Origin of the sequence: Caulobacter sp. LjRoot300, assembly GCF_964253875.1 — a bacterium.
In the GTDB taxonomy this organism is placed as follows: domain Bacteria; phylum Pseudomonadota; class Alphaproteobacteria; order Caulobacterales; family Caulobacteraceae; genus Caulobacter.
Genome location: NZ_CAXUSA020000005.1, coordinates 403107 through 423451, shown reverse-complemented (window position 1 = coordinate 423451; position 20345 = coordinate 403107). Strand labels below are relative to the sequence as shown.

Below are 20345 nucleotides of genomic sequence, written 5' to 3'. Positions count from 1 at the left end.
ACAGACCTGTTTGTAGCTCTGGCAACAGACAGGTCTGTAGCGAGGAAATGCAATGACTGGTTTCGAGAGTTCCGTCCGTCGGGTGGCGGTGTTCGGCGCGTCGGGTCACACCGGACGGTTCGTGGTCGAGGACCTGCTGCGGCGTGGCCTGGCACCGGTGGCGGTGGGGCGACGGATCGAGGCGCTGCGGGCGGCCTTTCCTGGCGGCGTGGAGATCCGGACCGCGACGGTCGAGGACGCCGGCGCCCTCGATCGCGCGTTCGCCGGCGTGGCGGCGGTGATCAACTGCGCGGGGCCGTTCCTGGACACCGCGGAGGCGGTAGCCGCGGCCGCGCTGAGGGCAGGCGCCCACTATGTCGACGTCTCGGCCGAGCAGTCCAGCGCCCAGGCGGTGTTCGACCGGTTCGACGAACCGGCCCGGGCGGCGGGCCTAGTCGCGCTGCCGGCGATGGGATTCTACGGCGGGCTGGCCGACCTCCTGGTCACGGCGGCCCTGGGCGACTGGAGCGAGGCCGACGACATCCAGATCGGCATCGGCCTGGACCGCTGGTGGCCGACCGAGGGCACGCGCGTCACGGGGGCTCGCAACACCGCGCCGCGCCAGGTGATCGCCTCGGGACGCCTGACGCCGTTGGCCAATCCGGCCCCGCGCATGGACTGGGCCTTCCCTGAACCGTTCGGCGCCCAAGAGATGGTCGAGGTGCCGTTTTCCGAGATCGTGGTCATCGCCCGCCACCTGAAGACCGCCAAGCTGGACACCTTCCTCAGCGAGACGGCCCTGAAGGACGTCCGGGACGCCGCGACCCCGCCGCCGGAAGCCGCAGATGACAGCGGACGGTCGGCCCAGAGGTTCGTCGTCGAGGCGATCGTGCGCCGCGCGGGCCAGACGCGGCGGGCGATCGCGACGGGGCGCGACATCTACGGGTTCACCGCGCCGCTGGTCTGCGAGGCCGTCCGGCGCCTGCTGGCGAGCGACGGACAGATCGCCGGCGCGCTGGCGCCCGGCCAGGTTTTCGACGCCGTGGATTTCCTGCGGGCGCTGCCGTTCGAAACCCTGACGGTCAACGCCTAGCCGACTCTCGCCTGCGACGATCCGCCTGCAACCAAGCCGCAACCTTGGCTTTATAGTAGTAGCGACAGTGACGCTTGTCTGGAGGCTTTGGCGTCAGGCGTTTTAGGGAAGGTGAAGATCATGCAAGTCACGTCCGTTTCCGAGCCGCATCATGTGGACAGGCACGTCGGCGCCTTGATCCGGGCCAAGCGCAAGGCCATGGGCATGTCGCAGACCGAATTGGCCGAGGCGCTGGGCATCACCTTCCAACAGATCCAGAAATACGAGCGCGGCGCCAACCGGGTCAGCTCTTCCAAGCTCTACGAGATCGCCCAGAAGCTGAACACCCCGCTGGCCGACTTCTTCGAGGGGCTGGACCACCCGGGGATCAGCGGCGACACCCCCGCGAGCGGGCTGATCGACTTCCTCGGGGAAAGCGGTTCGCAGGATCTGGTCGTCGCCTTCAAGGCGATGAATCCGAAGCTGCGCCGCCGTCTGGTCGCGCTGGCCAAGGCCATGGCCAACACCGACGACGAGGCCTAGCAGGCTGTTGAAATTCGATTTTTGACCCCCTGGAAGAGGCCGAAGCCACCAGGGTGAAATCAAAAAAGCCAATGTTTTCAGTAGGTGGATTTGGCTCGGTTCACTTCAAAACGAGTCAAACCGCGAAAATCAGCCTGTGGGAGCGACTTCTTCAACAGCCTGCTAGGTCCGCCTTCATGGAAAAGCCGCTGCCCGACATCGTCGCCCCGGGCCTGGACGTGGTTTTCTGCGGGCTGAACCCAGGGCTCTCCGCCGCGTCGGCGGGGCATCATTTCGTCGGTCGTGGCAACCGGTTCTGGCGCGTCCTGCACCTGGCCGGATTCACCCCGGACCAAATCGATCCCAAGCAGGCCGCCCGCCTGCTGGCCCATGGCCTGGGAATCACCAGCGTGGTCGAGCGGCCGACCGCTGGGGTTGACGACCTGGCGCGGTCGGAGTTCGTGGCCGCCGCGGCGAGGTTCGAGCCGTGGGTCCGCCGCTGGGCGCCGCGCTGCGTGGCCTTTCTGGGCAAGGGCGGCCTACGCGGCGATGATCGGGCGCCGGGCCGTGCCCTGGGGCCGGCAGGCGCAGCCCCTTCGGCGGCGCCGTCGCGTGGGTGCTGCCCAATCCCAGCGGCCGCAATCTTGCCTTCGGCCAGGACGCCCTGGTGACAGCCTATAGCGAGCTGCGTCTGTCGCTGGGAGAGAAGGGAATGGTGGATGCTGCAGGGATTGAACCTGCGACCCCCTCGGTGTGAACGAGGTGCTCTCCCGCTGAGCTAAGCATCCCAATCGCGCGTCCCAAAAACGGACTTCGTCGCGAGAGGAGGGGCGTATAGCCCGGCGTTTGGGGGCGCGCAAGAGGTGAAATTCCGTTGTCCGGCAAGTCGTTGATCGGCCCGAACACGATCGGGTTCGCGCCCGTCCGCCTGGCGCAATTGCCGTTCCTGGTCGCCGTCTCGCGCCGCGGAAGCGGTTTTAGCCGCGTATCGGTTGATCTGCTTCGATCACGTTCTGTTCACGGCGTTCGGCGGGGTTTCTGTGAAGGGCATGCGCCCAGCCGCGCGGGTGGAAGGTCGGGGGTCGTGGCGGTTAACACGACCTCAGGGGCGTCGGGATTCGCCTGAACAAGGACCTGGGCGTGACCGTTCAAGAGGCTTCGCGCCCAGGGGGGGCGCTGGCCGGATGACCCTGATGAAGGCCACGTTGGAACCGTTCAGCCCCTTGTCCTGCAAGGTCTTGAGCGCCGCCCCGGCGTCGGAGGACACGACGATGGCGATCTCCACCCGCCCGTCGGCCGAAGGCGTGAAAGGCTCCGGTCCTCGGAACCGGCCGGCCTTCCGCCGACACGTGCTAAGGCCCCGCGCAGCTGAAGCGGAATGTCGCGCCGCCGCCAGGAGTGACCGTGACCGCCACGTGACCGCCGTGCGTGCGCGCCACCTCGCGCACGATCGCCAGGCCCAGGCCCGCGCCGGGATGGCCGTCCCGGCGGCGCCAGAAGGGCTCGAAAACACGTTCGCGATCCTCCTCGGGCACGCCCGGGCCATGGTCGATCACGCAAACCACCGGTTCCGGACCGACCGTGATGTCGATCCGGCCGCCGGCCGGTTCGGCGCGAATGGCGTTTTCGACCAGGTTGCGCAACGCGCTTTGCAGCAAGCGCGGATCGCCTCGAACCAGGAGCGTCTGGCAATGGGGCAGAAGCGCCAGCCGGCGATGCTGGGCCAGGGCCAGCGGGCTGCAGTCGGCGACGACATCGCGCGTCAAGTCGACCAGATCGATAAGGTCCTCGCCCCTTGCGGCGCCAGCCTCCAGCCGCGCCACCATCAGCAACTGATCGACCATCGCGGGCATGCGCTCGATATCGCGCCGCATGCCCGCGACCTGATCGCCTGGCGGCAGGTTGTCGATGCGCGCGGCGAGGATGGCCAGGGGCGTACGCAGCTCATGGGCGGCTTCGGCGGCGAAACGCTGTTGCCGGCTGACCCCTTCGTCCAGGCGGTCGAGCGCCAGGTTGATGGCCCTAACCAGACCCGCCACCTCGGTCGGAACAGTGTTGTTCAGCGGCAGGCGTACGTCGCGACGCCGTACGTCGATGGCGGCCGCCTGTATGCTGGCCGCCTTCAGGGGCGCCAGGGCGCGGCCGATCACCCAAGGCGTGACCAGCGCCGCGGCGAGGGCCGCCAACCCGACGATGCGAATCAGATAGCCGCCCATGTAGAGCGCCAGGGCCGGCAAGTCGCCGGGCCGCATTGGATTTCGCGCGCCGACGACGGTGACTGGACCAAAGCGGCTTTCGACGAGGGTCGCCACGGCGGTCTCTCCAGCGAGCGGTCCCTGGCCGAAGACGAAGCTGGCGTCAAGGAAGCCAATGCCCTTCAAGCGTGTCAGCGCCTGGGCCAGCATCGGCGAGGATCCCTCCAGGACCCGTCCGCGCCAGATGACCGCCACCTGCGCTCTCGGCCGCGCCTGGCGAAACCTGCTGAGCGCCCCGGTGTCGGCCAGTCGCACCCCGCCGTCCGGGTCCTCGCGCAGCGCCCCGACCGCGACCCGTTCCAGGTTCATTTGGGCGAACGCATATTCGTCCCCCGCCTGGCGCCAGAAAAGGAGCGACATGGCCGTGGCGAGCACGGAGGCCACGGCCGCCACCGCGACGAACCAGACGACGAGCCGCCAGGCCAGGGAGGAGCCGCGCGGTTTCATCGCGCCTTGAGCAGGTAGCCGACATTGCGGATCGCGTGGATGACGACGCCGGCGTCCAAGTCGGCCAAGCGCTTGCGCAGTCGAGATACGTGGCCGTCCAGGGCCTTGGGCTGAACATCGTCGTCCATCCCGAACACCGCCTCCGACAGCGCATGCCGCTGGACGACGCGGCCGGCCCTGAGCACCAGCACCTCCAGGGCGAGCAGCTCCCGACGGTTGAACGCTACGGCCCGGCCGCCGACCTTCACCTCGCGCGTATCCGGATCGAATGACACCGCGCCACAGGTCGTCGGCTGGGCGGGCGCCGCGCCTGGCCGACGCAAGGCCGCCCGGATCCTGGCCAGGAGCTCATCGGTGAAGAAGGGCTTGGTCAGGTAGTCGTCGGCGCCCGCGTCGAGGCCCGCGACCTTGTGATCGACCCGGTCCAGGGCGGTGAGCATCAGGACCGGCGCGCCGGGCGCGGCCTTGCGTATGAACGGCAAGAGGGTGAGGCCGTCCGCGTCGGGCAGGCCACGATCCAGCAGGACGAGGCCGTAGCGGGTCAGGGCGATCATTTCCCGGGCGGTGGCCGCGTCGCCCGCGCGATCTACCAACAGGCCGGCGCGCGCCAGGTTGGACGCGACCAGCCGCGCCATTTCGGGTTCATCTTCGACCAACAGGATGCGGGGCATGTCGCTCTCGTTCTCGCCGTCAATGTCGCGCCTCTAGGCGCCGCCAAGGCGCCATGGCGGTGCGGCGCCGCCACTGAACCCTCTCGTCTTATCGCTGGGCGACAGCAACGGCGAGACGCGACATGACCCTTAACCCCTGGATCCTCGGCGCCGGCGCCGTTGGACTTGGCGTCGGCCTGCGCGCCCTGGCTCGCCTGGGCTTCAAGCGCGCCAAGGCCCGGCGCGGCGCCAGCCGGTCGAAGTTGTGGAACCACTTCTACAGCCTCGACTGGGGTGAGGCCGCCACCAACAACTATGGCTTCGCGCCCGCCGAAGGAGCCTCGCCCGAGCGTTTCCAGCTTCAGATGTATCGCGAACACCTGAAGGCGTTCCTCGCCAGTGGCGGCGATCCCGCCCGCGCGCGGGTGCTGGAGGTCAGCTGCGGCCGCGGCGGCGGCCTGGCCCACCTGCTCGAGGCATGGCCGGGCGACATCGAAGCCGTCGGCCTGGACTTGTCGGCCCATGCGATAGCGGCTTGCCGGGCGCGTTTTTGCGATCGCGATCGCCTTTGCTTCGTCGAAGGCTCCGCGCTCGACCTGCCGTTCGCCGACGAAAGCTTCGACATCGTCATCAATGTCGAGGCCTCCAACGACTACGGCGATTTCCCGCGCTTCTTCGCGGAGGTCGCCAGGGTGCTAAGGCCAGGCGGGGCGCTGCTCTATTGCGACAGCCGCAAGCCCGAAGACGCGATCCGCGTCCCCGAGGCGATGGCGGCCGCCGGACTGCGCGGGCGCTTTGTCGACATCACCGAAAACGTTCTGCAGGCCTGCCGCCTCGACAGCGACCGGCGCCGAGCCCTGATCGACGCGCGTGCGCCCTGGTTCTACCGCGCGCTGCTGCGCGATGAGATGCTCAGCTACGCCGCCGTGGAAGGCAGCGCCAAGTTTCAGGCCTTCGCCGATGGACGGCGACGCTATGTCACCGCCTGCGCCTTCAAGACGCCAGCGCGCGCGGCCGCGCCCAAGGCCGAACGCGGGTTGGCGCCCGCGTCGCAGGCGGCGAGATAGGTTCGTGCGGCCTGTCCTCGCCAACCCTCTGACGACGCCGCCCGCCCGAGATCTTGAGCAGACGATCGTACAGGTGCGTCGCCGCGCCGTCATGGCGCTGGCCGACTTCTACGCCGCCGGCCTTGCGCCCGCCGATCTCAGCCTGCGCGAGGCGGCTGAAATGCGGTTGCGTCGGGCCTGGGCGCAGGAGTGCGCCGCGCGGATCCATTTGACGCGACTTGAAGGCCGCGAGGCCCCACGGCAGGTCTACGGCCAGGATTTCGTGATCTGGCTGGTCTCTTTACCTTGAGGATCATCGCGCCGTTCAGCATGTGCTGCGGCCTGGAAGCCCTTGCCGGGCCCGGCGCGCCCTTCGATGCTAAAGCTCGGCGTTTCGGGCGTTGCGGGAGGCCAGAAGCGTGACGCAGGCCGCCGGCGCGTCGGAGAAGGCGTCGATCAACAGATCTCCGCCCAGGGTCTCGACCGGGGCCTCGGTGTAGCCGAACGTGACCAGCAGGGTCGGCACGTTGGCGGCCTTGGCGGCCAGGGTGTCGTTGATGCTGTCGCCGACCATCACCGCCCGGGCGGGATCGCCGCCCGCCGTCGCGATCGTGGCCAGCAGGTGGCGCGGGTCCGGCTTGGCGGCCGGGGCGCTGTCGGCGCCGACCACGGCGTCGAAATATTGGGTCAGGTCCAGGGCGTCCAGCAGGGCGACCGACAGGTGGGTCAGCTTGTTGGTGCAGACCGCCAGCCGGGCGCCGGCCGCGCGCAGGGCGACCAGGGCCTCGACGACGCCGGGGAACGGGCCGCTCTCGTGGGCGATGCGGCCCAGATAGAGGGCGATGAAGCGCTCAACCAGCTTGGGCGCCTGGTCGGCGTCCAGCGGCGCGCCGGCGGCGGCGAAGCCGCGCTCCAGCAGGGCCTTGGCCCCACGGCCGACCATCTTGCGCACGTCGTCGAACGGCAGGGCCGGCAGGCCCTCCTCGGCGAGGATGAGGTTCAGCGAGGCCACCAGGTCCGGGGCGGTGTCGACCAGGGTGCCGTCCAGATCGAAGACGATCGTCGCGCCTTGAAGAATCTCGGCCTTGGGAATGTCGTTCTGGGCATGCATGGCTCTGGCCTTTCGGCTAAACGCGCGGCTAATGCAACTTTGGTCCGCGCTTCGGGAGTCGCTTCGCCCATGACCAACGCCGTTCCGTCGCCGGCCCGCTCTCGCGCCGCCGTCATCCTGGCCGCCGGCCAGGGCACGCGGATGAAGTCGCCGACCCCCAAGGTGCTGCACCGGATCGGCGGCCGGACCCTGCTGGACCACGCCATCGACACCGCCCAGGCCCTGGACTGCGAGCGCATCATCGTGGTGGTCGGGGCCCACAGCCCGCAGGTCGGCGAACATGCCAGGAAACGCCTGGGCGAGGGCGCGACCGTGTTGCAGGATCCGCCCCAAGGCACCGGCCACGCCGTGTTGGCCGCCCGCGAGGCCCTGGTCGACTTCGACGGCGACGTGGTGGTGACCTTCGCCGACTGCCCGCTGCTGAGCGCCCCGGTGATCGAGCCGTTGTTCGACCTGCGGGCCGGTTCTTCGCGTGAGGGGGGCGCCGACGTGGCGGTGCTAGGCTTCGAGGCGGCCAACCCCGGCGCCTACGGCCGGCTGATCCTGGCGCCGGGCCACGTGCTGCTGCGGATCGTCGAGGCCAAGGACGCCGACGACACGGTCAAGCAGGTCAGGCACTGCAATTCCGGCGTCCTGGCGGCCGACCGCGCCCTGCTGTTCGACCTGCTGGCCAATGTCGGCAACGACAACGCCAACCGCGAATACTACCTGACCGACGTGGTCGGGCTGGCGCACGCTCGGTCGCTGTCGACCCGCGCGGCCTTCGCGCCGGAAGCCTCGGTGCAGGGCGTCAATTCCCAGGCCGAGCTGGCCGCCGCAGAGGCCGTCTGGCAGGCCGCCCGCCGGTCCGCCTTTCTGGTCGAGGGCGTGACCATGCCGGCGCCAGACACCGTGCATCTGAGCTGGGACACCCAATTGGCCGCCGGCGTCACGATCGAGCCGTTCGTGGTGTTCGGACCCGGCGTCAGCGTCGCGGCCGGGGCGGTGATCAAGGCCTTCAGCCACCTGGAAGGCGCGGCGGTTGGCGAGGGGGCCCTGATTGGCCCCTACACCCGCCTGCGGCCGGGGGCCGAGATCGGTCCGGACGCCCACATCGGCAACTTCGTCGAGGTCAAGAAGGTCAAGGTCGGGGCCGGCGCCAAGGCCAACCACCTGTCCTATCTGGGCGACGGCTCGGTAGGCCCGAAAGCCAATATCGGGGCCGGTACGATCTTCTGTAACTACGACGGCTTCGACAAGTTCGAGACCCACGTGGGCGCGAACGCCTTCATCGGCTCCAACAGCGCCCTGGTGGCCCCGGTGCGGGTCGGGGAGGGGGCGATGACCGGTTCGGGCTCGGTGATCACCCGCGACGTCGAGGACGGCGCGCTTGCGCTCGGGCGCGGCGTGCAGAGCGACAAGCCGGGCTGGGCGACCCGGTTTCGGGCCATGAAGGCGGCCCAGAAGGCCAGGAAGGACAATCAATGAGCGCGGACGATCAGAAGCGGATTTCGGGCGAGGCGGCAGCCGAGCTCGTGGAGGCCGGCATGGTGGTGGGCCTGGGCACCGGCTCGACCGCGGCCTGGTTCGTCAAGGCCCTGGCGGCGCGCAAGCTGGACGTCCGGGGCGTGCCGACGTCAGAAGCCACCGCCAACCTGGCCCGCGAGCTGGGCATCGCCCTGGCGACGCTGGACGACGTCAAGTCGATCGACCTGACCGTCGATGGCGCCGACGAGGTCGGGCCGGGCCTGTCCCTGATCAAGGGCGGCGGCGCGGCCCTGCTGCGTGAGAAGCTGGTCTGGGAGGCCTCCAAGCGCTGCGTCGTGATCGCCGACGCCGCCAAGAAGGTCGATCACCTGGGCAAGTTCCCGCTGCCGATCGAGGTCGTGCGCTTCGGCCACGTCCACACCGGCCACCGCCTAGCCGACATCGCCGCCGAGTTCGAGCTGCTGCCGCCGCGCCTGCGCATGGCCGAGCGCGGCGTCGTGGTCACCGACGGCGGCAACGTGATCTACGACCTGCCGTCCGGCGTGATCGCCGAACCGGCAGCCCTGGGCGCCGCGCTCAAGACCGTCACCGGCGTCGTCGACCACGGCCTGTTCCTCGACCTGGCGGACGAGGCCTTGCTGGGAACCGACCAGGGGGTGGTCAAGCTGGTCCCCTAGGCCCATATCCGCCCTCTTGCTGGTCCATGGCCAAGCCTGACCCGATCCCGTCCAAGTGAGCCCGGAGCGCCCGATGGCTGAGTACGACTTCGACCTCTTCGTCATCGGCGCCGGTTCGGGCGGCGTGCGCGCGGCGCGCGTGGCCGCCATGAGCGGCGCCAAGGTCGCCGTGGCCGAGGAGTATCGGGTGGGCGGCACCTGCGTGATCCGCGGCTGCGTGCCCAAGAAGTTCATGGTCTACGCCAGCGAGGTGAAGGCCCAGCTGAAGACCGCCAAGGGCTATGGCTGGACGATCGGCGAGGCCAGCTTCGACTGGAAGGGCTTCCTGCACGACAAGGACGTCGAGATCGCCCGCCTGTCGGGGATCTACGTCACCAACCTGCAGAAGGCCGGCGCCCACCTGCTGCACGGCCGGGCCGAGATCGTCGACGCCCACACCGTCGAAGTGCTGCCGAAGTCGGGATCCAAGGACGCGGGCCGCTACACCGCCCGCAAGATCCTGATCGCCACCGGCGGCCGGCCCTGGCGTCCGGACTTCCCCGGCGCGGAGCTGGGCATCACCTCGGACGAGGCCTTCCACCTGCCGGAGCTGCCCAAGCGGGTGATGGTGGTCGGCGGGGGCTATATCGCCGTGGAGTTCGCCAGCATCTTCAACGGCCTGGGCGTTCAGACCACGCTCTGTTACCGCGGGGCCAACATCCTGCGCGGCTTCGACGACGACGTCCGCGCCCATCTGGCCGACGAGCTGGAGAAGCGCGGGATCAAGGTGGTGCTGGGCTGCTCGCACGAACGGCTGGAGAAGACCGAGACCGGCCTGCTCAGCACGTTCAACAATGACCTGACCTTCGAGACCGACGCGGTGATGTTCGCCACCGGCCGCGACCCCTATGTCGCCGGCCTGGGCCTGGAAAAGGTGGGCGTGGAGCTCAACGACCGCGGCGCGATCGTGGTCGACGACTATTCCAAGACGACCGCCGACAACATCTGGGCGGTGGGCGACGTGACCGACCGCATCAACCTGACCCCCGTGGCGATCCGCGAGGGCGCGGCCTTCGCCCAGACCGAGTTCCACGACAATCCCACCACCTTCGACCACGACATGGTCGCCTCAGCGGTCTTCTCCCAGCCGCCGGTCGGCGCGGTGGGCATGAGCGAGGCGCAGGCCCGCCAGGCGTTCGGCAAGGTCGACATCTATCGCGCGGTCTTTCGGCCCATGAAGAGCACCTTTTACGGCGGCCAGGACCGCTGCCTGATGAAGCTGGTCGTCAAGCAGGACGATCAGCGGGTGGTCGGGGTGCACGTGGTGGGGCCCGACTCGCCGGAAATCATCCAGATGGCGGCCATCGCGGTGAAGATGGGCGTGACCAAGCCGCAGTGGGATTCCACCTGCGCCGTCCACCCGACCCTGGCCGAGGAACTGGTGACGATGCGCGAGAAGTACATGCCGTCGGAAATGGGGACCGTATGACCGCGACCGCCTCGCTCGAGCCGAACGAAGCGCCGGCCCGCCGCACGCCGTGGCTGAGCGGCGTGGCGATCTTCGTGGTGGTGATGACGCCGCTGCTGGCCTATCTGGCGCCGCTGGGCTTCGCGCCGCTGCTGGCCTTGGCGGGTCTGCTGGCCCTGCCGGGCCTGAGGCTGACGCGCGCCGCCGCGCCGCCCCTGCTGATCCTGGTGGCCCTGGCCCTGTGGGCGGCGGTCAGCATGAGCTGGAGTCCCTTCGCGGCCGAGTTGTCCAAGCTCAAGGGCTACGGCGACATCGAGAGCGTGACGGCGCTGAAGCTGTTCCTGCAACTGGCGACCTACGGCGCGGCCGTGGTGGCCTTGCGCGGCCTGTCCGACGCCGGCGCCCGGCGCGCGGGGACGGTGCTGGCCTACGGCATGACGGCGCTGGCGGCGGTCGCCGCGCTGGACTCGCTGACCGGCGCGGCGATCTACCAGAAACTGCACCTGGCGACCGGCCAGGCGATCCGACCGGACGTGGCGATGGTCAAGGTCTCGCTGTCGACCTACATCCTGGCCTTGCTGTTCTGGCCGGCGGCCCTGGTCCTGTCGCGGCTGTGGCGTTCGGGCCTGATCTGGCTGATGGCCGTCGGGACGCTCGTCACCTCGGCGGTCTGCAGTTCGGACGCTTGCATCGTCGCCCTGGCGGCGGGCGGGCTGGTCTGGCTGCTCGTATACTTCGCCGGACAGACGGGGGCCAAGGTCCTGGTCGGGCTGGTGGCCGCGCCCTTCGTGCTGGCGCCCCTGGCCGTGCTGGTGGGCGTCCAGACCGGCGTCGTCGCCTGGCTGCACCGGCTGGTTCCAGCGTCCTGGGACGCTCGGCTGAACATCTGGACCTTCGCCGCCGACCATATCCAGGCCCACCCGTTCCGAGGCTGGGGGCTGGACGCCAGCCGCACCTTCGGCCCGGCGATCCCGCTGCATACCCATAACGCGCAGCTGCAACTGTGGCTGGAGCTGGGCGCGATCGGCGCCGCCCTGGCGGGGGTGTTTTTCTGCTGGCTGGCCTATGGCGTCGTGCGGTTGAGCCAGCGTTCCCGGACGGAGGCGGCGATGGCCGCCGCGGCCCTGGTCGGCTATCTGGTGATCGGCGGACTGAGCTTCGGTGTCTGGCAGGAATGGTGGCTGGGTCTGGGCGCCCTGACGCTGATCGCCTGCGGTCTGGCCCGCGCGTTCGACGAACCGCAATGGACCAGCTTGGACGAACTTACCCCGCTGAGCTGATTTTTCCGTTTTCGTCGCAACGTTTTTGCCTTTGGGTCGTGGTTGGGATAAAAGCCGCTCCCTTTTGAGAAGTTCGAGACCGTCATGACCAGCCGCTGGACCCCGTCGTCGTGGAGAGCCCTGCCCGCGAAACACGTCCCGACCGACTATCCGGACATGGCGGCGGTCGAGCGCGTCGAGCAGACCCTGCGGCAGATGCCGCCGCTGGTCTTCGCGGGCGAGGCGCGCCGCCTGAAGTCGGCCCTGGGCGAGGTGGCGGAAGGCCGCGCGTTCCTGCTGCAGGGCGGAGACTGCGCCGAGAGCTTCAAGGAGTTCCACGCCGACAACATCCGCGACACCTTCCGCCTGATCCTGCAGATGGCGGTGGTGCTGACCTTCGCCGGCGGCAAGCCGGTGGTGAAGGTGGGCCGCATCGCCGGCCAGTTCGCCAAGCCGCGCTCGGAACCCATCGAGACGATCGACGGCGTCACCCTGCCGTCCTATCGCGGCGACAACATCAACGGCATGGACTTCACCGCTGAAGAGCGCGTGCCCGATCCGGACCGCCTGCTGAAGGCCTACGGCCAGTCGGCCGCGACCCTGAACCTGCTGCGCGCCTTCGCCAGCGGCGGCTATGCCGACCTCTACAACATCCATCGCTGGACGCTGGGGTTCGTGGGCGACAGCCCGCAGGGCGCGCGCTATCGCGAACTGTCGGAGAAGATCAGCGAAGCCCTGACCTTCATGGCGGCGGTCGGCGTCACGCCGGAAACCCAGCCCGACCTGCGCCGGGTGGAGTTCTTCACCAGCCACGAGGCCCTGCTGCTGGGCTTCGAGGAGGCCATGACCCGGGTCGATAGCACCTCGGGCGACTGGTACGACACCAGCGCCCACCTGCTGTGGATCGGCGAACGCACCCGCCAGCTGGACGGCGCCCACATCGAGTTCATGCGCGGCGTCAAGAACCCGATCGGCCTGAAGTGCGGCCCGACCATGGAGGGCGACGACCTCCTGCGCCTGATCGACGTCCTGAACCCGAACAACGAGCCGGGTCGCCTGACCCTGTACGGCCGCTTCGGCTCCGACAAGATCGCCGACCGCCTGCCGCGGCTGATGAAGGCCACCAAGGCGGCCGGCCGCTCGGTGGTCTGGGCCACCGATCCGATGCACGGCAACACGCTGAAGGCCTCGACCGGCTACAAGACCCGGCCGTTCGACCGGATCCTGTCGGAGGTGAAGACCTTCGTCGAGGTGGCCCATGCCGAAGGCGTCCACCCCGGCGGCGTCCACCTGGAGATGACCGGTCAGAACGTCACCGAGTGCCTGGGCGGCGCGCGGGCGGTGTCGGAAGGCGATCTGGCCGACCGCTATCACACCCATTGCGACCCGCGCCTCAATGGCGAACAGGCGCTGGAACTGGCGTTCCTGGTGGCCGAGAAGCTGAAGTCGGCGCGCGACGACCAGCGTCGCCTTGCGACCGGATAACGCAGGTCTCTGATTTGCTGGCGGGGTTCCCGTCAGGGGTATAGCCTCCTTTCCAGGAAGGAGGCTGATCCCGTGGACAGTCCCGTCGTTCGCCGGCGCGCCCTGGCCGGCATGCTGGCTCTGGTCGCCGCTCCGATCGCGCCGGCTTTGGCGCGTTCGCTTCCCGATCCTCCGCCGCTCGACCCTTCCCTGACGGCGAAGACCACGCCGCTGGGCTATGTGCGCCGCCTCACGGTGCAGGTCCGGATCAACGACCAGGGGCCCTATCCCTTCCTGGTCGACACCGGCGCCAACGCCTCGGTGATCTCCAGCGAGCTGGCGACCCTGCTGCGCCTGCCGGCCGGTCTGCCGGTCAATCTGCACGGCATAGCCGGCTCCGAAATGGTCGGTACGGTGAGCGCGGCCTCGATCGCGGTGGGACGGCGAATCCGCAAGGACCTGACCCTCTCCGTCCTGCCCGGGCGCTACGTCCAGGCCCCGGGCATCCTGGGCCTGGACTGGCTGGGCGCCCAGGGCCTGGTGTTAGATTTCTCCCGAGACGAGATGCGGCTGGGCTCGATCGCGCCCCGGACGGACGAACTGACGGTGTCGGTGCCGATCAAGGCCAGGCGCAACGGCCTGCACCTGATCGACGCCTCTGTCTCGGGCGCCAGGACGCTGGCGTTCCTGGATACGGGCTCGACCACCACCGTGGGCAACATGGCGCTGATGCGGGAGGCGATCCGCCAGAAGGCGGTCAGCAGCGACTGGGCCGACATCGAGCTGCAGAGCCTGACGGGCCAGTCGATGACCGGCCGCCTGGCGGCCCTGAAGACCGTCAGCCTGGGCAAGGTCAATCTTCGAAACCTGCCGGTCGTGTTCGGTCCAGTGCATACGTTCGACTATTGGGGGCTGTCGGACCAGCCGGCGATCCTGATCGGAATCGACGTGCTCAACGCCTTCGAATCGGTGGCCCTGGATTTCACCCGCGGCCAGGTGCATTTCCGATTGTCGTCGACTTCGGCAAATCGAGCCGCGGCCATGTCTTGACCGGTCGCTCGCCGCTCTCCAATGGTTGTTTGAACGGAGTGCGTCGATGAGTTTGCCGGCCAGGTTGAAACGCGAGTTGAAGTTCCTGAAGGGGCTCTCGCGCACGCTCAAGCGCGTGAAGTCCATCGCGCCGGACAGCCCCAACCTGATCTGCGACGATCTGGAAGCCGCCGTCGATCGATGGCGCGACAGCCAGGCCATCGTCTTCGAAGGCAAGTCGGTGACCTATGGCGAGCTGGACGCCATCGCCAATCGCTACGCCCACTGGGCCAAGGGGCAGGGGCTCACCCGCGGCCAGACCGTGGCGCTGTTCATGCCCAACCGCCTGGAATATCTGGCGATCTGGTACGGCCTGTCGAAGGTGGGCGTGGCCACCGCCCTGATCAACAACCAGCTGACCGGGCCGGCCCTGGCCCACTGCCTGAACATCTCCCAGGCCCTGCACTGCATCGTCGACCCCGAGACCTCGCCCTGCTTCGAGCAGGTCAAGGGCGGACTGGAGCGCCACGTCCAGCAATGGGTGCTGGGCCCGGCGCATGGCGATCAGCGCGACCTGGCCAATGCGCTCAAGAGCTGCAGCCAGCTGCGCCCCGACCGCCTGACCGCGCGCAACGGCCTAGTCGCCAAGGACACCGCGCTTTACATCTTCACCAGCGGCACCACGGGCCTGCCCAAGGCCGCGCGCATCACCCACATGCGGGCCCAGCTCTACATGCGCGGCTTCGCCGGCTCGACCGACGCGAAGGCCACGGACCGCATCTATGTGACCCTGCCGCTCTACCACGCCACCGGCGGCCTGTGCGCCATGGGCGCGGCCCTGCTGAACGGCGGGGCGGTGGTGCTGCGCAAGAAGTTCTCGGTCAGCGCCTTCTGGGACGACGTGGTCGCCGAGAACTGCACGATGTTCGTCTATATCGGCGAGCTGTGCCGCTACCTGGCCAACCACCCCGAAACGCCGAACGAGCACGCCCACAAGATCCGGCTGATCTTCGGCAACGGCCTGCGTCCGGACGTCTGGGACGTGATGCTGGACCGCTTCAGGGTCGGCGGCGTGCTGGAGTTCTACGGCGCGACCGAGGGCAATGTCTCGCTGTTCAATTTCGACGGCCGGCGCGGGGCCATCGGCCGCGTCCCCCGCTACCTGCGCAAGAAGTTCAACATCCGCATCGTCAAGTTCGATGTCGAGACCGAAACCCCGGTGCGCGGCCCCAACGGCTGCTGCATCGAGGCCGCGCCCGGCGAGGTCGGCGAATGCATCGGCCACATCGCCAGCGACGCCCGCTCCAACTTCACCGGCTACGCCGACAAGGCCGCCACCGAGAAGAAGATCCTGCACGACGTGTTCGCCAAGGGCGACGCCTGGTTCCGCACCGGCGACCTGATGCGGAGCGACGGTGACGGCTATCTGTATTTCGTCGACCGCATCGGCGACACTTTCCGCTGGAAGGGCGAGAACGTCGCCACCAGCGAGGTGTCCGAGCGTCTGTCGGCGGTGGCCGGCGTCAAGGAGGTCAATGTCTACGGCGTGCCCGTCGGCGAGCTGGACGGCAAGGCAGGCATGGCCTCGCTGGTGGTCGGTCCCGAATTCGAGATCGCCGCCCTGGCCGACTATGTCGACCGCGAGCTGCCGGCCTACGCCCGGCCGATCTTCGTGCGCCTGCAGCCCGAGATCGAGACGACCGGCACCTTCAAGTACCGCAAGATCGATCTGGTCCAGGAAGGTTTCGACCCGGCCCGGATCAAGGATCCGCTGTATTTCCGCGATCCGGCCAAGGGCTATGTGAAGCTGACCAAGGCGGTTCACGCCAAGATCCTGGCCGGCGACTACCGGCTGTAGAGCCTCTTCGGGAAGGCCTGGTCGCCACTTTCCGGCGATCCCCGGCGGGCGCCTATCCAGGGCTGCGGGGCAACGACACGAAAGGCGCCTCAGGGGCTCGTCCATGGTGTGATTAACCTTGGGCGTTCCGGTCGCCAGGCGTAGGATCGGGGTCCTTTCGCGTCTCAGGGCCGAACAGGTGTGACCACGGCCCGGCCGCGCTATGCGCCGATGATCGGAGGTCATCATGCTTGGACAATCCCCACCCACCGACCCCGCGGGGCCGCTTCCTCAGCCCAGTCCGGGCGCGCTCGACGATTTCATGGGCAAGATGGTCGGCGACATGGGGGCGGCGATGTCGGCCGCCCTGGTGCTGCTGGGCGATCATCTGGGGCTCTATCGCGCCCTTGCCGACGGGGGGGCGGCGACCTCGGCGCAACTGGCGGCCCGCACAGGCACGACCGAGCGGTACGTGCGCGAATGGCTGGCGGGCCAGGCCGCCGCCGGCTACGTGACCTATGACGAGGAGGAGCGCCTGTTCTTCCTGGATCCGGTGCAGACCATGGTGTTCGCCGACGAGGGCGGGCCCGTGTTCCTGGCCGGCGGCTTCGACGTGATCGCCGCCATGTTCCGCGACGAGCCGAAGATCGCCGACGCCTTCAAGTCGGGCGACGGCGTCGGGTGGCACGAGCACAACGCCTGCCTTTTCAGGGGGACCGAACGGTTCTTCCGGCCGGGCTACAACGCCAACCTGCTCTCGAGCTGGATACCGGCCCTGGAGGGGGTGGAAGCCAAGCTGAAGCAGGGCGCGGTGGTCGCCGACGTGGGCTGCGGCCACGGGGCGTCGACCCTTCTGATGGCCCAGGCCTTCCCGAACTCGCGGTTCTTCGGCTTCGACTACCACGCCGCGTCCGTCGACCGGGCGCGCGAGACCGCCGTCGCCGCCGGCCTGGGAGATCGAGCGGTATTCCAGACCGCCATGGCCAAGACCTTCCCCGGCGATCACTACGACCTGATCTGCATCTTCGACGCGCTGCACGACATGGGCGATCCGGTCGGAGCGGCCGCCCATATCCGCGCCTCCCTCAGCCCCGATGGCACGTGGATGCTGGTGGAGCCGTTCGCCAACGACGACCTGACTGACAACCTCAATCCGGTCGGCCGGATGTTCTACGCCGCCTCGACCATGCTCTGCACGCCGGCGTCCTTGAGCCAGGAGGTAGGCCTGGGCCTGGGCGCTCAAGCCGGTGAGGCGCGCCTGCGGGGGGTCTGCCAGGAGGCCGGCTTCACCCGCTTCCGCCGCGTGGCCCAGACCCCGTTCAACCTGGTGTTCGAGGTCCGGCCCTGACCTTGGGCAGAGGCGAAGACGCGGTTGCTCGTGGCGTTCCGGCGATCCCGGGGCGCCCCCGATCGTCAAGTCCCGGGACGATGTTGTGATCGGCGTCGGGCTGTTTCGCGGACGGCGTGAGGTGTAAGTTATCGGGCTTAGCCGGGAGGAGAACCTTCGGAGCGCCGCCATGGCCGATCCTCGACACGACACCACGCCCAGTCCTTCCGCGAAACCCTCAGCCGAGACTTCTCGGTCCCCGCCGGCCGAACCGGCGTCGTTCCAGTTGGCCGGCGAGACAGGCAGAGCGCCTCCGGGCCGGCCAGCGGCCGAGGCCAGGGAAGGCGACATCGACCTCACCCAGGAAGGCGGAGAGCTGGCCGCCGCCAGCCGTGAGGCGATGCTGGCCTCGACGCGCCTGTGGGAGCATGCGTTCGAGCCCTTCCAGGCGTTCCTGTCCAGCATGACGCGATGGAGCGACGAGTTCTGGCGTGAGGCGGCCAGCGGCCTGCGCCCCGCGATGCTCCCGCGGTTCCTGGGACCGGCGGCGTTCCTGGACCTGCCGTCGGTCGATGTGAAGGAACAGGTCGGCGCCTATCTCGTGTCGGTCGAACTGCCGGGTCTTACCGACCGCGATGTCAGCGTCTCGACCGACGGCGACATGCTCCGGATCCAGGGCCAGAAGAAACGGGAGGAGGGCGAGGCGACCCAAGGCTATCGGCGTAGCGAGCGCTGGTTCGGGCAGTTCGAGCGGAGCTTCACGCTGCCGCCCGGCGTGGCCCGGGACCGGATGACGATGTCGATGCGCAATGGCGTCCTGGAGATCGTCCTGCCCAAGGCCGACGCGCCGGAGCCCGAGCCGCCCCGAACCGGCGTGCGCCACTGAAGGCCCAAACGCCGCTGTTCGTCATCGCTCGCGGCGGGCGCTTCGCCGCCCCCGAGGCGCACCGCGATTGAACGCCGTCCGCTTCCTGGCTATATGGCCGGGACTGATCGCGGGTCATGTGTGTGGCGACCCGGGAAATCCCGAAACGTTTCAAAAAGATAAGGGGATATCGCCATGCTGCTGACGATGATGAAGGCCAAGCTTCACCGGGCCACCGTCACCCAGGCCGACCTCGACTACGAGGGCTCGATCGCCATCGACACCGACCTGCTCGAGGCCGCCAACATCCTGCCCAACGAGCAAGTCGACGTGCTGAACATCACCACGGGCGCGCGCTTCACCACCTACGCCATCGCCGCGCCGCGCGGCTCGAAGGTGATCGGCGTCAACGGCGCGGCCGCCCGCCTGGTGCAGAAGAACGACACGGTGATCGTCGTCGCCTACTGCCAGTTGCCGGCCGAGGAGGCCCGCAACTACGCCCCGACCGTGGTGCTGCTGGAAGACGGCAACCGCATCAAGAAGGCCGCCTGAACGTGCGCGCCTCCGCCGTTCGGCTGGTCGCGGCGGGGCTGGTCCTGGTCGGCTCCCTGACCGCCTGCTCGCCCAAGCTGCCCAAGGGCGTCGACGAGCAGCAGCTGTCGGAAGCCGTCGGCCGCGCCATCGGCGGGCCCAACACCTGCGTGCTGCTGGGAAACAAGGCCGGCAAGGTGGTCTGGACCGGCGGCGGCTACATCACCTGCGCCCGCAACCTGCCGACCTGCGGCGGGGCGACCACCACGGCTCAGACCGTGCTGGAGGGCGCGGTCGGCAAGCCGGCCCGCTTCGCCAGCTGTCCGTCGGGGCCCGGCGTCAACACCGTCGGCTGGGCCATGGGTCCGGTGCCGGTCGGCGCGGGCAAGCCGGACCTGGGCCTGTCCTATGTCGCGGTGATGGAGGGCGAACGCGCCCTGCCGGGCCGCGAGGTCCAGGAACGGGTGGAAGAGGCGTTCGCCAAGGCGGGGCTCTGAACGATCGGGGACAGGCCTATAGGCCTGTCCCCAGCCACGACTACTTCACCAGTTCGTAGGTCGCCGACACGTCGATCCGCACCTTCAGCTCGCCGGCCGAGACCGGGCTGCTGTCGGCGGCGCGTTCCATCTTGGCCATGGCGTACATCGGCATCGGCGGGGCGGGGGTGTAGCCGCCGCCTTCGCCCAGGCTGACCAGGCGGACGATCCTGTAGCCGGTGGCCCGGGCGTAGAGGTCGGCCTTGGCCTGCAGGGCCTTGACCGCATCGAGCCGCGCCGCGTCCTCGGCCGCCTGCGGGTCCTGCAGGCCGAAGCTGATGCCGCCGACGTTGGTGGCCCCGGCGTTGACCGTGGCGTCCACCGTCTGACCCAGCTTGGCCAGGTCGCGCACCTGGATCGTCACCTGGTTGCTGGCCTGGTAGCCGTTCAGCCGGGGCGGCTTGTTCTCCACATAGACGTACTGCGGATTGACGTTGAGGGTCGAGGTCTGGATGTCGCGCTCGGCGATCCCGGCCTTCTTCAGCGCGGCCACGACCTTGGTCATCTGGGCGGCGTTGGCCGACAGGGCCTGGGCGGCGGTCGGGCCGTCGGTCTGGACGCCCAGGGTGATGGTCGCCAGGTCGGGGGTGACCTTGCTCTCGCCGAAGGCCGACAGGTTCAGCGTCGTGGCGCGGAAGGCCGCGTCGGCCGTCTGGGCCTTGGCGGGCAGGGCGGCCGCGGTCGCCAGCAGGGCGGCCGCCAGGGCGAAGGAAGCCGCCAGGGGAATCGCGGGGCGGGCGGCAGTCAGGGCGGTCATGATGGTCGTTCTCCATGCGGCTGGGGGACAGGCGCCGCGACCTTGATCGTCCCGTCCGCCGGCCCCG

The 20345-nt window shown here is 69.0% G+C and carries 20 protein-coding genes and 1 tRNA gene; 16 read left to right on the top strand and 5 right to left on the bottom strand.

Annotated elements, in window-relative coordinates; all coding sequences use genetic code 11:
- Window positions 1–52 precede the first annotated feature (52 nt).
- From ACSQ2G_RS19365 to ACSQ2G_RS19355, 3 genes are all read left to right on the top strand, one after another.
- Complete coding sequence (locus tag ACSQ2G_RS19365) at window positions 53–1072, top strand: saccharopine dehydrogenase family protein (protein WP_436033627.1); 1020 nt, start codon at window positions 53–55, stop codon at window positions 1070–1072.
- A 120-nt stretch (window positions 1073–1192) separates the two neighbouring features.
- Window positions 1193–1594 (top strand): helix-turn-helix domain-containing protein, encoded by a 402-nt coding sequence (locus ACSQ2G_RS19360; RefSeq protein WP_310084886.1) that lies wholly within the window; start codon window positions 1193–1195, stop codon window positions 1592–1594.
- A gap of 176 nt (window positions 1595–1770) precedes the next feature.
- Window positions 1771–2244 (top strand): mismatch-specific DNA-glycosylase, encoded by a 474-nt coding sequence (locus ACSQ2G_RS19355; protein ID WP_436033625.1) that lies wholly within the window; start codon window positions 1771–1773, stop codon window positions 2242–2244.
- A 42-nt stretch (window positions 2245–2286) separates the two neighbouring features.
- On the opposite strand, the gene ACSQ2G_RS19350 is transcribed toward ACSQ2G_RS19355, so the two are convergent.
- The 3 genes from ACSQ2G_RS19350 to ACSQ2G_RS19340 all read right to left on the bottom strand — a co-directional run bounded on the left by ACSQ2G_RS19350 (window position 2287) and on the right by ACSQ2G_RS19340 (window position 4946).
- Window positions 2287–2361 (bottom strand) — tRNA-Val (locus ACSQ2G_RS19350).
- A 564-nt stretch (window positions 2362–2925) separates the two neighbouring features.
- The gene (locus tag ACSQ2G_RS19345; protein WP_436033623.1) at window positions 2926–4275 is read right to left on the bottom strand and encodes a sensor histidine kinase; all 1350 of its coding nucleotides are present in this window, start codon (window positions 4273–4275) and stop codon (window positions 2926–2928) included.
- Window positions 4272–4946 (bottom strand): response regulator transcription factor, encoded by a 675-nt coding sequence (locus tag ACSQ2G_RS19340; protein WP_436033621.1) that lies wholly within the window; start codon window positions 4944–4946, stop codon window positions 4272–4274. Before ACSQ2G_RS19340 ends, ACSQ2G_RS19345 begins: the two co-directional genes overlap by 4 nt.
- A gap of 122 nt (window positions 4947–5068) precedes the next feature.
- Here ACSQ2G_RS19340 and ACSQ2G_RS19335 point away from each other — a divergent pair, with 122 nt between their 5' ends.
- Together ACSQ2G_RS19335 and ACSQ2G_RS19330 are read left to right on the top strand one after the other, a co-directional pair.
- Window positions 5069–5992, top strand: coding sequence for a class I SAM-dependent methyltransferase (locus tag ACSQ2G_RS19335; RefSeq protein ID WP_436033619.1), 924 nt, complete (start codon window positions 5069–5071; stop codon window positions 5990–5992).
- 4 nt (window positions 5993–5996) lie between these two features.
- A complete protein-coding gene (locus ACSQ2G_RS19330; protein WP_436033617.1) occupies window positions 5997–6281 on the top strand; it encodes a hypothetical protein in 285 nt (94 codons plus the stop codon).
- A 69-nt stretch (window positions 6282–6350) separates the two neighbouring features.
- On the opposite strand, the gene gph is transcribed toward ACSQ2G_RS19330, so the two are convergent.
- Window positions 6351–7082 (bottom strand): phosphoglycolate phosphatase, encoded by a 732-nt coding sequence (gph, locus tag ACSQ2G_RS19325; RefSeq protein WP_436033615.1) that lies wholly within the window; start codon window positions 7080–7082, stop codon window positions 6351–6353.
- 69 nt (window positions 7083–7151) lie between these two features.
- Between gph and glmU the strand changes: the two genes are divergently transcribed.
- The 11 genes from glmU (at window position 7152) to ACSQ2G_RS19270 (ending at window position 19482) form a co-directional block, all read left to right on the top strand.
- The gene (gene glmU / locus ACSQ2G_RS19320) at window positions 7152–8549 is read left to right on the top strand and encodes a bifunctional UDP-N-acetylglucosamine diphosphorylase/glucosamine-1-phosphate N-acetyltransferase GlmU (protein ID WP_436033613.1); all 1398 of its coding nucleotides are present in this window, start codon (window positions 7152–7154) and stop codon (window positions 8547–8549) included.
- Window positions 8546–9226, top strand: coding sequence for a ribose-5-phosphate isomerase RpiA (rpiA, locus tag ACSQ2G_RS19315; protein ID WP_436033611.1), 681 nt, complete (start codon window positions 8546–8548; stop codon window positions 9224–9226). Before glmU ends, rpiA begins: the two co-directional genes overlap by 4 nt.
- Window positions 9227–9299: 73 nt before the next feature.
- Window positions 9300–10694 (top strand): glutathione-disulfide reductase, encoded by a 1395-nt coding sequence (gene gor / locus ACSQ2G_RS19310; protein ID WP_436033609.1) that lies wholly within the window; start codon window positions 9300–9302, stop codon window positions 10692–10694.
- A complete protein-coding gene (locus ACSQ2G_RS19305) occupies window positions 10691–11953 on the top strand; it encodes an O-antigen ligase family protein (protein WP_436033607.1) in 1263 nt (420 codons plus the stop codon). The genes gor and ACSQ2G_RS19305 overlap by 4 nt, the downstream gene beginning before the upstream one ends.
- An 84-nt stretch (window positions 11954–12037) precedes the next feature.
- Complete coding sequence (locus tag ACSQ2G_RS19300) at window positions 12038–13417, top strand: class II 3-deoxy-7-phosphoheptulonate synthase (protein ID WP_310084814.1); 1380 nt, start codon at window positions 12038–12040, stop codon at window positions 13415–13417.
- A 72-nt stretch (window positions 13418–13489) separates the two neighbouring features.
- Window positions 13490–14446, top strand: a complete 957-nt coding sequence (locus ACSQ2G_RS19295; protein ID WP_436033605.1) for a retroviral-like aspartic protease family protein — start codon at window positions 13490–13492, stop codon at window positions 14444–14446.
- Between the two features lie 46 nt (window positions 14447–14492).
- Window positions 14493–16283 (top strand): long-chain-acyl-CoA synthetase, encoded by a 1791-nt coding sequence (locus tag ACSQ2G_RS19290; protein ID WP_436033603.1) that lies wholly within the window; start codon window positions 14493–14495, stop codon window positions 16281–16283.
- 226 nt (window positions 16284–16509) lie between these two features.
- Window positions 16510–17610 (top strand): class I SAM-dependent methyltransferase, encoded by a 1101-nt coding sequence (locus tag ACSQ2G_RS19285; RefSeq protein ID WP_436033601.1) that lies wholly within the window; start codon window positions 16510–16512, stop codon window positions 17608–17610.
- Between the two features lie 169 nt (window positions 17611–17779).
- Window positions 17780–18475 (top strand): Hsp20/alpha crystallin family protein, encoded by a 696-nt coding sequence (locus tag ACSQ2G_RS19280; protein WP_436033599.1) that lies wholly within the window; start codon window positions 17780–17782, stop codon window positions 18473–18475.
- Between the two features lie 174 nt (window positions 18476–18649).
- Entirely contained in the window at window positions 18650–19006 is a 357-nt protein-coding gene (panD, locus tag ACSQ2G_RS19275; RefSeq protein WP_028040040.1) for an aspartate 1-decarboxylase, read from the top strand.
- 2 nt (window positions 19007–19008) lie between these two features.
- Window positions 19009–19482: a hypothetical protein gene (locus ACSQ2G_RS19270; RefSeq protein ID WP_436033597.1), complete on the top strand. Its 474-nt coding sequence runs from the start codon at window positions 19009–19011 to the stop codon at window positions 19480–19482.
- Between the two features lie 40 nt (window positions 19483–19522).
- On the opposite strand, the gene ACSQ2G_RS19265 is transcribed toward ACSQ2G_RS19270, so the two are convergent.
- The gene (locus tag ACSQ2G_RS19265) at window positions 19523–20278 is read right to left on the bottom strand and encodes an SIMPL domain-containing protein (protein ID WP_436033595.1); all 756 of its coding nucleotides are present in this window, start codon (window positions 20276–20278) and stop codon (window positions 19523–19525) included.
- Window positions 20279–20345 lie beyond the last annotated feature (67 nt).